This is a genomic window from Thiomonas sp., from assembly GCF_054608695.1.
In genome coordinates this window covers 62,488-73,066 of sequence record NZ_JBTRXV010000010.1, presented here as the reverse complement: position 1 = coordinate 73,066, position 10,579 = coordinate 62,488, and the positions used below count along the sequence as shown (strand labels likewise).

At 65.9% G+C, this 10,579-nt stretch carries 11 protein-coding genes; 6 read left to right on the top strand and 5 right to left on the bottom strand.

Translation table 11 applies throughout. The features are described 5' to 3' along the window. Together ACYCUK_RS06605 and ACYCUK_RS06600 are read right to left on the bottom strand one after the other, a co-directional pair. Positions 1–695: DNA translocase FtsK 4TM domain-containing protein (locus ACYCUK_RS06605; RefSeq protein ID WP_461594011.1), on the bottom strand; the 695-nt coding region annotated here is incomplete at its 3' end. Between the two features lie 184 nt (positions 696–879). Beyond that, positions 880–1,551, bottom strand: a complete 672-nt coding sequence (locus ACYCUK_RS06600) for a Crp/Fnr family transcriptional regulator (protein ID WP_112485648.1) — start codon at positions 1,549–1,551, stop codon at positions 880–882. A gap of 228 nt (positions 1,552–1,779) precedes the next feature. Here ACYCUK_RS06600 and trxB point away from each other — a divergent pair, with 228 nt between their 5' ends. Both trxB and ACYCUK_RS06590 read left to right on the top strand, forming a co-directional pair. After that, positions 1,780–2,736, top strand: a complete 957-nt coding sequence (gene trxB, locus ACYCUK_RS06595; RefSeq protein WP_461594016.1) for a thioredoxin-disulfide reductase — start codon at positions 1,780–1,782, stop codon at positions 2,734–2,736. 72 nt (positions 2,737–2,808) lie between these two features. Next, positions 2,809–4,515, top strand: a complete 1,707-nt coding sequence (locus ACYCUK_RS06590) for an AMP-binding protein (RefSeq protein WP_461594010.1) — start codon at positions 2,809–2,811, stop codon at positions 4,513–4,515. Between the two features lie 55 nt (positions 4,516–4,570). Here ACYCUK_RS06590 and orn read toward each other — a convergent pair whose 3' ends face one another. Beyond that, a complete protein-coding gene (gene orn, locus ACYCUK_RS06585) occupies positions 4,571–5,176 on the bottom strand; it encodes an oligoribonuclease (protein WP_461594009.1) in 606 nt (201 codons plus the stop codon). A 164-nt stretch (positions 5,177–5,340) separates the two neighbouring features. Between orn and ACYCUK_RS06580 the strand changes: the two genes are divergently transcribed. Genes ACYCUK_RS06580 through ACYCUK_RS06565 form a run of 4 tightly spaced genes read left to right on the top strand, consistent with a single transcriptional unit; the run spans position 5,341 to position 8,288 of the window. Next, positions 5,341–6,678 carry a M48 family metallopeptidase gene (locus tag ACYCUK_RS06580; RefSeq protein WP_461594008.1) on the top strand — a complete coding sequence of 446 codons (1,338 nt, stop codon included), beginning with the start codon at positions 5,341–5,343 and terminating at the stop codon, positions 6,676–6,678. An 18-nt stretch (positions 6,679–6,696) separates the two neighbouring features. Next, positions 6,697–7,041, top strand: coding sequence for a 4a-hydroxytetrahydrobiopterin dehydratase (locus tag ACYCUK_RS06575; protein WP_461594007.1), 345 nt, complete (start codon positions 6,697–6,699; stop codon positions 7,039–7,041). 19 nt (positions 7,042–7,060) lie between these two features. After that, a complete protein-coding gene (gene rsgA, locus ACYCUK_RS06570) occupies positions 7,061–7,975 on the top strand; it encodes a ribosome small subunit-dependent GTPase A (protein ID WP_461594006.1) in 915 nt (304 codons plus the stop codon). Positions 7,976–7,979: 4 nt separating this feature from the next. Further along, the gene (locus tag ACYCUK_RS06565; RefSeq protein ID WP_461594005.1) at positions 7,980–8,288 is read left to right on the top strand and encodes a DUF2007 domain-containing protein; all 309 of its coding nucleotides are present in this window, start codon (positions 7,980–7,982) and stop codon (positions 8,286–8,288) included. A 156-nt stretch (positions 8,289–8,444) separates the two neighbouring features. Here the strand turns inward: ACYCUK_RS06565 and ACYCUK_RS06560 are convergent, their stop codons facing one another. Then, a complete protein-coding gene (locus ACYCUK_RS06560) occupies positions 8,445–9,506 on the bottom strand; it encodes a hypothetical protein (protein ID WP_461594004.1) in 1,062 nt (353 codons plus the stop codon). Positions 9,507–9,622: 116 nt separating this feature from the next. Next, the gene (gene argF / locus ACYCUK_RS06555) at positions 9,623–10,567 is read right to left on the bottom strand and encodes an ornithine carbamoyltransferase (protein WP_461594003.1); all 945 of its coding nucleotides are present in this window, start codon (positions 10,565–10,567) and stop codon (positions 9,623–9,625) included. Between the last annotated feature and the right edge of the window lie 12 nt (positions 10,568–10,579).

Sequence of the window (10,579 nt, the reverse complement as noted above, 5' to 3'; positions counted from 1 at the left end):
TGTGGCACCTGCGCCAGCGGCGGCTCGATGTACACCGGCGCGAACACCTCCTCGGCCTCACGCGCCTGCTCGCTCACCATATCGGCCTCGCGCTCCTGCAAGGCCTGGGCGCCGGCATGCCGATCCTGCGCCTGGGCACGGCGCTCGTGCCAGCGCACCCAGACCTGTTCGATGCGGGCGCCCACGCGCTCGGCAGCATCGGCCCAGCTCATCTGCGCGTACCACGACAGCGACAGCAGGAACACCGCCAACAGCACGATGGCGCTGCCGGTGAAACCCAGCAACTGCTGCGCCAGACCGCCCAGCCAGTTGCCCACCACGCCGCCTGCGGCAGCCGGCAGATAAACCTTGAGGCCATAGAGCCGCGTGGCCTCGAGCGCCGCGCTGGACAGCGGCAGCAGCCCCAGCGCGGCCACCGAACCCACCTTGGCCAGCCAGCCGCGCGGTGCGGCTTGCACCTGTGCGTGGGCACGGCGCCAGGCGCGCAGCAAGGCCAGCAGGCCCATGGGCAGCAGCCAGAGCGCCGAAAAACCCAGCAGGAAATAGAGGATGTCAGCCGTCCAGGCTCCAGCCGCGCCGACCAGATTGGCCGTGCCCTGGGCGGCGGCCGCGCCCGAAGTGGACCAGGACGGGTCGTTGCGGTGGTAGCTGAACATGGCCAGCAGCAGCAGCAGCCAGGCGATGGCGCCAGCCACCAGGCGGATTTCAGCCAGCAGCCGACTTTTACGTGTGCCGGGCTGGCCTGGATGGGCGGCGCCTGCCCTTGGAAATGTGAACCAACTCAAAATTTTGATCAAAATAGCTCACAAGAAAATAAAGGACCGTTCCCGAGTTGTGCTGACCTCCGGAGGCAGGCCGCTTGCGCACGGTTGGGCGCGCTCAGAGCAAGGATGCGATATGGTCGCGCACGATGGTGGTGCCGTCCTCGCGTTCGACCACCAGCCCCTGCTGCTCGAAGTCTTTCATGACGCGGCTGACCATCTCGCGCGAGGCGCCCACCATCTTTGCCAGATCCTGGCGCGACAGCTTGGTGCGGATGATGCGCTCGGCACCCTCTTCCTCGCCCATTTCCATTAACGCACGCGCCACGCGTCCGTAGACATCCATCAGCGCCAGCGACTCGATCTTGCTGTCCGCGCGGCGCAGGCGGTGCACCAGACCACGCATGATGGAAAACGACATGCTGGTGTTTTCCGGCAGGCTCTGCAGGAAGGCCACACGGCCCAGCATGAGCACGTCGGTCTGCACCTCGGCGCTGACCGTGGCGGAATGCGGCTCGCCGTCGATCAGGCTCATTTCACCGACGTGGTCGCCGGGATGCAGCACCGCAAGAATCACTTCCCGCCCCTTGGAGTCGACGCTCAACACCCGCGCCCGGCCGGCGAGGATGATGAACAGTGCGTTCGAGCGCCCGCCCTGCTCAACCAGGCATTCGCCACGTTTGTAGCGCTTCTTGACGATGGACTGCGACAGCGTCCATGCCTGCGCCTCGGTCAGTACCGAGAACATGGGTACGCGCCGCACCAGATCGATATTAGAAATCGCTGCCATCTTCACTCCTGGAGATGATTGGATGCTAACCCAGACCCTGCCGGGACCGAACCGGCCACAGCCCTTGCGCCAGGGCTTTCACCGCCCGGGCAAGAACTCGGGCCATGTCCAAAGAGGAGCAAGCAACCGTCGGGCAGAAAATCCGGGTGAACCCTAAAATGATGGGCTGTCCTGGTGCCGCCGCGGGCATACCCACGCGAGCATGGCACCCTCCCACTTCACAGGCCCATCATGAGCAATCAGCACGCCAAAGTCCTCATTCTCGGTTCCGGTCCCGCCGGCTATTCAGCCGCGGTCTATGCGGCGCGTGCCAACCTCAAGCCCATGCTCATCACCGGCATGGCCCAGGGCGGGCAGCTGATGACCACCACCGAGGTGGACAACTGGCCGGCCGACGTCGACGGCGTCCAAGGCCCGGATCTGATGGCGCGCTTCGAAGCCCATGCCAAGCGTTTCGACACCGAAATCGTCTTCGACCACATCCACACGGTGGATTTCAGCGCCAAGCCCTACACCCTCACCGGCGACAGCGGCAGCTACACCTGCGACGCCCTCATCATCGCCACCGGCGCTTCGGCCAAGTACCTGGGGCTGGACAGTGAACAAGCTTTCATGGGCAAAGGGGTGTCGGGCTGCGCCACCTGCGACGGTTTTTTCTACCGCGACCAGCCGGTGTGCGTGGTGGGCGGCGGCAACACCGCGGTGGAAGAGGCGCTGTACCTGACGGGCATCGCCAGCAAGGTCACGGTCATTCACCGCCGCGACAAGTTCCGCGCCGAACCCATCCTGATCGACCGGCTGATGGAACGGGTGAAGGAAGGCAAGGCCGAACTCAAATTGTGGAGTGAACTCGATGCGGTGCTGGGCGACGCCAGCGGCGTGACCGGCGTGCGCATTCGCGACAGCAAGACCGGCGCCAAGACCGAGCTCGCGCTCAGCGGCTGCTTCATCGCCATCGGCCACCAGCCCAACACCGAAATCTTCCAGGGCAAGCTGACGATGGAGAACGGCTACATCATCACCCAGGGCGGCTTGAACGGCATGGCCACCGCCACCAGCGTGCCCGGCGTGTTCGCCGCGGGCGATGTGCAGGACCATGTGTATCGCCAAGCCATCACCAGCGCCGGCACCGGCTGCATGGCCGCGCTCGACGCCCAGCGCTACCTGGAAAACGAAGGCGCTTGACCTGCGGTTCAGTTTCATGTCAGTCTCCCTCGGCAGGCTGGGGTTGCAGCCATAACAACGACGGAGACCGACATGCACACAGCCGCAAAGGCTTTTCTCGACGCGCGCGACACCTTGCTGCGCCTGCGTAGCGACCACTCCAAAGCGCAGTCCGCATTCCATTGGCCACAGCCAGTGCAGTTCAACTGGGCGCTGGACTACTTCGACCCGATGGCGCGCGGCAATGCGCAGACGGCCCTGTGGATCGTCGAAGAAGACGGCGCCGAGGCGCGCTACAGCTTCGACACCATGCATCTGCGCAGCCAGCGCATGGCACATGTCCTGCGCGCCCACGGCGTGAGCCGTGGCGACCGCGTCATGCTCATGCTGCCCAACTGCGTGGAGCTGTGGGATGCGATGCTGGCTTGCATCAAGCTCGGCGCGGTGATGATTCCGGCCACCACCCTGCTCACCGCCGACGATCTGGCCGACCGCATCGCCCGCGCCGGCATTGCCCACGTGCTGACCACCGCGCCTGACGCCGCCAAGTTCGACGCCCTGCCTGCCACGGCGATGCAAACCGTGCGCGGGCGTTTTTGCACCGGCGCGCATGCATCGTGGATCCGCCTGCAAGACGCGAGCGAAGCACCCGCCGACTTCGCCCCGGACGGAGCCACCACCGCCGCCGACCCGCTGCTGCTCTATTTCACCTCGGGCACCACCTCGCGGCCCAAGCTGGTGCAGCACAGCCACATCAGCTACCCCATCGGCCACCTGTCCACCATGTACTGGATCGGCCTGCAGCCCGGTGATGTGCACTGGAACATCAGCTCACCCGGCTGGGCCAAGCATGCGTGGAGCTGCTTTTTCGCGCCGTGGAACGCCGCAGCCTGCATCTTCGTCTTCAACCAGGCCCGCTTCAACGCCGACGCCGCGCTGGACGCCGCTGCGCGCTGCGGCGTCACCACCCTGTGCGCTCCGCCCACGGTCTGGCGCCTGTTCATCCAGCAGGATCTCAAGCGCTACGCGGTGAAATTCCGCGAGCTGGTGGGCGCGGGCGAGCCGCTCAACCCCGAAATCATTGCCCGGGTGCAAGCCGCCTGGGGCATCACCATCCGCGACGGCTATGGGCAAACCGAAACCTGCTGCATGGTCGGCAACGCTCCTGGCCAGCCGCTGCAACCCGGCGCGATGGGCCGTCCGCTGCCTGGCTGGCGCCTCGAACTGCTGGACCCCGACGGTCGCCCTGCCGACGAAGGCGAAGTCTGCGTCGCACTCGACCCGCGCCCGGTGGGGCTGATGGCAGGCTACGCCGGCGACGCCGAGAAAACCGCGCAAGCCATGCACCACGGCTACTACCACACGGGTGACGTGGCGCAGCGCAACGCCGACGGCAGCTTCACCTTCGTCGGCCGCATCGACGACGTGTTCAAAGCCTCCGACTACCGCATCAGCCCCTTCGAGCTGGAAAGCGTGCTCATCGCCCACCCGGCAGTGGCCGAGGCCGCCGTCGTCCCCAGCCCCGACCCGGTACGTCTCGCCGTGCCCAAGGCCTTCATCGCCTGCCGCACCGGCTTCGAGCCCAGCCGCGAGCTGGCGCTCGACGTGCTGCGCTATGCCCGCGAGCATCTGGCCGCCTACAAGCGGATACGGCGCATCGAGTTTTACGAACTGCCCAAAACCATCTCGGGCAAGATTCGCCGGGTCGAGTTGCGCACCCTGGAACAGGGCAGCATCAAGAACGGCGACCGGCGCGCCGGCGAGTATTGGGAAGACGACTTTCCCGACCTGCGCGGCTGAGCGCGCGGCAGGTTATGACCAAGCGGGTCGCCGGGCGGGACGGGTGCGGCGGCGCTCAGGCTGCGGCATGCGGGGTCTCCTGCGGCAGAGGCGCCAGCAGAAAATGCTCGCGGTAATGCAGCAGTTCGTCGATGGACTCGTGGATGTCGGCCAGCGCCGTGTGCTCCTGGCGCTTCTTGAACGCCGCGCTCACCTCCGGGCGCCAGCGCTTGGCCAGCTCCTTCAAGGTGCTCACGTCCAGGTTGCGGTAATGGAAATAGGCCTCCAGCCGCGGCATGCCACGCGCCATGAAACGCCGGTCCTGGCAGATGGAGTTGCCGCACATCGGGCTCTTGCCGGCCGGCACATAACGGGCGATGAAGTCCAGCAGCTCCTGCTCGGCCTGCGCCTCGTTCAGCGTGCTGGCCGCCACCTTGGCGATCAGGCCGGAGCGGCCGTGCGTGCCCTTGTTCCAGGCGTCCATGCCGTCCATCACCTCGGCGCTCTGGTGCACCACCAGCACCGGGCCTTCCGCCCGCACGCGCACTTGCGCATCGGTGACGACGACGGCCACTTCGATGATGCGATCGGTGTCGGGGTTGAGCCCGGTCATTTCCATATCCACCCACAACAGGTTGGACTCATGCGGGGCGAGGACGGTGGATGCGTTGGCGAGGCTCATGCGGGCGGACGGTTGGGATTTTGGGAAAGGTGGGGAACGCCCCGGGCAGGGTCTTGCCGGAGCAGGGCACAGCGCCGCAAGCACAGTGAAATAATGCAGCTTGCACGGCCTTCAAGCGCAACCCGGACCGGGCCTGCCACCGTGAACGCTTCCAGGATTTTCGCATGAGCCCTCAAGACATCCCGCTGCTGTGGTCTGCACTGTTCGCCAGCGCACTGGTCCTGGGCACGGGCCTGAAGCTCTGGCTGGCCACGCGGCAGATTCGCCATGTGCAGGCACATCGCGCCCAAGTGCCCGAAGCTTTTGCTGCAGTCATCGAGCTGCCCACGCACCAGAAGGCCGCCGATTACACGGTGGCGCGTGCCCGTTTCGGCATGTGGCACACCCTGTTCTCCGCCGCCCTGCTGCTGGGCTGGACCCTGCTCGGCGGCCTGCAGTGGCTGGCTGATTTCAATACCGCCCACTTCGGCACCCACCTGGGCGCGCAACTGCTGCTGCTGATTGAATTCGCCCTCATTGCCGCCGTGATCGACCTGCCCTGGGACTTGTGGCAGACCTTCCGGCTCGAAGCCCGTTTCGGCTTCAACCGCAACACCCCGGCGCTGTTCCTGGGCGACATGCTGAAGAACCTGCTGGTCTCGGCCGTGCTCATGCTGCCGCTGGCCGCCCTGGTGCTGTGGCTGATGCAGGCCAGCCCGCTGTGGTGGCTGTGGGCCTGGACCGCGTTCGCTGCGTTCAGTCTGGCGATGATGGTGGTGTTCCCCATGTTCATCGCCCCGCTGTTCAACCGCTTCGAGCCCTTGGCCGAGGGTGAAGTGAAGGGCCGCGCGCAGGCGCTGATGCAACGCTGCGACTTCGCCCTGCAAGGCCTGTATGTGATGGACGGCTCGCGCCGCAGCGCCCACGCCAACGCCTATTTCACCGGTCTGGGCGCCGCACGCCGCGTGGTGCTGTTCGACACCCTGCTCAAGCAGCTCGATGCGGCGCAGATCGAGGCCGTGCTGGCGCATGAGGTGGGCCACTACAAGCGCCGCCACATCCAGCAGCGCCTGTTCACCACGCTGCTGCTGAGTCTCGCCGGATTCGCCTTGCTCGGCTGGCTGGCCAGCAAGGTGTGGTTCTACACCGGCCTGGGCTATACGCCCAACTTGCTCGGTGGCAATGCCGCGGTGGCACTCATTCTGTTCATGCTGGCCCTGCCGGTGTTCGGCGTGTTTTTCACGCCGCTGGGTGCAAGCTGGTCGCGCAAGCACGAATTCGAAGCCGATGCCTACGCCGCCGAGCACAGCGACGCGCGCCAGCTGGGCGCAGCCCTGATACGCATGTATCAGGACAACGCCTCCACCCTCACACCCGACCCGCTCTACGTGCGCTTCTACTACAGCCACCCACCCGCGCTGCAGCGCCTGGCGCGCATGGGGGCGCTTGCAGCGTTGTCCACGCCGGGCGCAACAAGGCCGCGGTCGAATGACGGCCTGCCGCAGGCCGGTCACGCCGCATGAGCCTGACGGAGCCTTGCCATGATGACGCTTGACCAATTGCTGCAGGACCATTGCCAGGCGCTCGAGGGCCGCCCCCTCGCCGCAGCCGAGGTGCTGAAACAGCTCGGCGTCCTGCCTGAGTGGCGGCACAAAGATGGCTCGATTCAGCGCAGCTACGCCTTCCGCGACTATTTCGACACCATCGCCTTCGTCAACGCGCTGGCCTGGATCGTGCATCGGGAAGACCATCACCCCGACCTGAGCGTGCATTACAACCGCTGCGTCGTCGCCTTCAACACCCATTCGGTCGGCGGCATTTCACGCAACGACTTCATCTGCGCGGCCAAGGCGGATGCGCTGTACGCGCAGCGGCCTTTTGTCTGACTCCGGGCCACGCGAGCGCATGTCAGGCCCGGCCCTGCAGCCCGCACGCATCGTCGCGGCGTTCGGCCGCAGCTATCTGGCCGACGCCGGCGAACAAGCCGCACTGCCCTGCGTGGCGCGCGGCAAACGCAGCGAAGCGGTGTGCGGCGACCAGGTGCTGTTGCGCCTGGGGCAAGACCCCGCGGTGATCGAATCCATCCTGCCGCGCCGCAATGCCCTGTGGCGGCAAGACGCCTGGCGCAGCAAGATGTTCGCCGCCAATCTCGACCTGGTGCTGGTGGTCACGGCTTCGGAGCCCACGCCCAACCTCGAACTGGTGGGGCGCGCGCTCATCGCGGCTCAAGCCGAGGGCATTCCGAGTGCTTTGGTGCTCAACAAATGCGAACTGCCCAGCGCCGCGCGGTTGCGCGAACAGCTTCAGCCGCTGCAGGCCGCCGGTTATCCCCTCATCGAACTCTCGGCCAAACAGGCCCCCGAGCAGGCCGCGCAAACCTTGCGCTCCTGGTTGGATGGGCGCACCGGCATGCTCATCGGTGCATCGGGCGTCGGCAAATCCACCCTGGCCAACGCCCTGGTGCCGGGCTTGCGGGCGCAGACCCAGACCATTTCCGCTGCGCTCAACGCCGGACGCCACACCACCACGGCCACACGGCTGTACCCACTGCACGGCCTCCAGCCCCACAGCGCCCTGCTCGATTCGCCCGGCTTCCAGGCCTTCGGCCTGAATCAATTGTCGGTGTCGCAGTTGCAACACGCTCTGCCTGAAATAGCCAGGCTCAACGGCGACTGCCGTTTCAACAATTGCACCCATCGCCAGGAGCCCGGTTGCGCGGTGCGCTCTGCGGTGGACAGCGGGCAACTGTCACCGTCTCGCTACGCGCTGTATCTGCGGGTGCTGCAGGAATTGCTGGGCGAGTCCAGCGTGAAGGTGTGATGCCATGAAACGCCTGCGTGTGGCGCCGAACCTGGTGATCGCCACCATGTGGGCCGATGCGCTCAACGCCGCCGGCTACCCGGCCCAAGTGTTCTCGCGCTATCTCTCCAGCATCGCCGGTGAAATTCCACCGGACCAAGCCCTGCCCGCCGTCTGGGTGATGGACGCCGCGCACGCGCCGGCCGCACTCGCGCTGCTGGATGCGTTGGAGCGGCCGCAGCACAGCCCCGCCTGGGTGTGTGCGCAATGCGGCGAACGCCACATCGGCGCCTTCAGCCAGTGCTGGAACTGCGGGGCGCAGCGCCCGTTGTGAGAGCCCCAGACCTGACGCCTGCGCGTCAGGTCCACCCGCAGTGGATGAGCATGGACCAGCGAATAGGCCTGCGCCTGTTGCGCGCCATGCGAATGGCCTCGGCGCATGCTCTGCGCCGAGCCTCCCGAGAAAACTTGGGAGCGGCCCTGCGTTTTCTCATGCGACGGGCCGGCGCGGCCGCCACAAAGCCGCCAGCAGGAATAGAAAGATGATGGCGTAGACGCTGGTGGTCCCCAGCACATCGCCCTTGTTGCCGGTAAAGCCCGGTCCGTACGGCCCGCCGAAACCCTCGGCCGTGGTCCACAACACCAGCGAATAAACCAGGCCCAAGACCAGCGCGATGCGCAGCCATTTGAGCGGCAGCCAGTGGGCAAACAAGACGCTGATCGCCACGGCGCTCTCCGTCAGTGCCGCCAGCACGGCAAACACGAAAGGCCCGATGGCCTGCATGAGGAGGATGAACAACGCAATCCAGCTCACGATCCAGCTAGGCTGCCCGGCCTGGGCCGCGCTGAAAAAGCTCGCAATCTGTCCCAGAAAGCCGGGCTGCCATTTCCACCACGCATCAAAGGCCCAGAGCGCGCCGAACAGCAGAAAGGCCAGGCGCAAGGCCTCGCGCGAAGGCGCCCTGGCTTCGCCCTGCCACCAGCTCGCCCCTTGCCAGGCGCGGGTGAGCAGAATGACGACGAAACCCAGCGCATAAACAATCGCCGTACCCGGATCGGTCGCGCCCGAAACATAGGGCCCACCCAGGCCGCCGATGGTGCTCCACAGAAAGAGCTCGTACACCAGTCCCAGCCATCCCAGGGCGGGGAAACCAAGGCCAGTCAGCAGGCCCAGCGTGAGCAAGGTCTCGATGCCGAACATCAAGGCCAAAGCCCGGCCCGGACCGACGAACTGGAACACCGCGAGCACCTGAGCAGCCCATTGCCCAAGCCATGCCGGTTGGCCCGTGGCTTGCGCAGCGTGCAGCATGTCGGGAATGAATTGCGCGGCATAAGCCGGGTTGAAATGCAGCAGCAGATTGACGAGAAAGAACAGGCCGAACAAGATGCGCACCGCCCCGAGCAGGCGTGCCTGGGTCGGGTGATGCGGGCCGGTGTGGTGCAGCGGATGGTCGGCACGCCAGTCTGACCGCCGGGCCGCGCCCAGAGGGTGCGCATCGGCCTGGCCCGCGGACGGGTTTTGCACGGAAAGGGTGGTGATGTTTCGTGTCATGTTCCACCTCGAAGATGGGCTGCAGGACCAGCTCACAGCCATCCTGGACAACCCTTGGTGAGTTTTGACGATGATGCGATGACGGGCTTAAGTTTGGCTTAGGGCGGCGCTGAACGTCAGCCGTCGAGCCGGCCCAGCAGCAGAAACTCCATCAGCGCCTTTTGCGCATGCAGGCGGTTCTCGGCCTCGTCCCACACCACGCTCTGCGGCCCGTCGATGACGCCGGCCTCGACCTCTTCGCCGCGGTGCGCCGGCAGGCAGTGCATGAACAGGGCCTGAGGGTCGGCACGACGCATCATGGCCTCGCTCACCATGAAGCCCTGGAAGGCCTTCAGGCGCGCGGCATTCTCGGCTTCGTAGCCCATGCTGGTCCAGACGTCGGTGGTGACGAGATGCGCCCCGGCGCAAGCCTCGGCCGGGTCGGCGAAGCAGCGCAGCTGCGCCTGTTCTGCGGCACTGACGGGGTAGTCGGCGCGGTTCAGGTCGACGCCATAGCCTGGGGGACCGGCGAAATGCACTTTGAAGCCCAGGATGGCCGCAGCCTGCAGCCAGCTGTAGAGCATATTGTTGGCATCACCCACCCAGGCCACGGTTTTGCCCTGGATGCTGCCGCGGTACTCGATGAAGGTGAACACGTCGGCCAGAATCTGGCAAGGGTGGAATTCGTTGGTCAGGCCGTTGATGACGGGCACGCGCGAGTGCGCGGCGAAGCGCTCGACGATGTCCTGCCCATAGGTGCGGATCATCACCAGATCGACCATGCGCGAAAACACCTGCGCCGCGTCCTCGATGGGTTCGCCGCGCCCGAGCTGGCTATCGCGGGTGTTGATATAGATGGCCGCGCCGCCGAGCTGGTGCATGCCCGCTTCGAAACTCAAGCGCGTGCGGGTGGAATGCTTCTCGAAAATCATCGCCAGCGTACGGTCCACCAGCGGCTGGTGGATTTCGTAGCGTTTGAACTTGGCCTTGATCAGCGCGGTACGCGCAAACACATACGCATACTCGTCGGCGGTGAGATCGCTGAACTGCAGATAGTGACGCGGGCTGTGACTGGACGGCATGGTGGGGGCCTG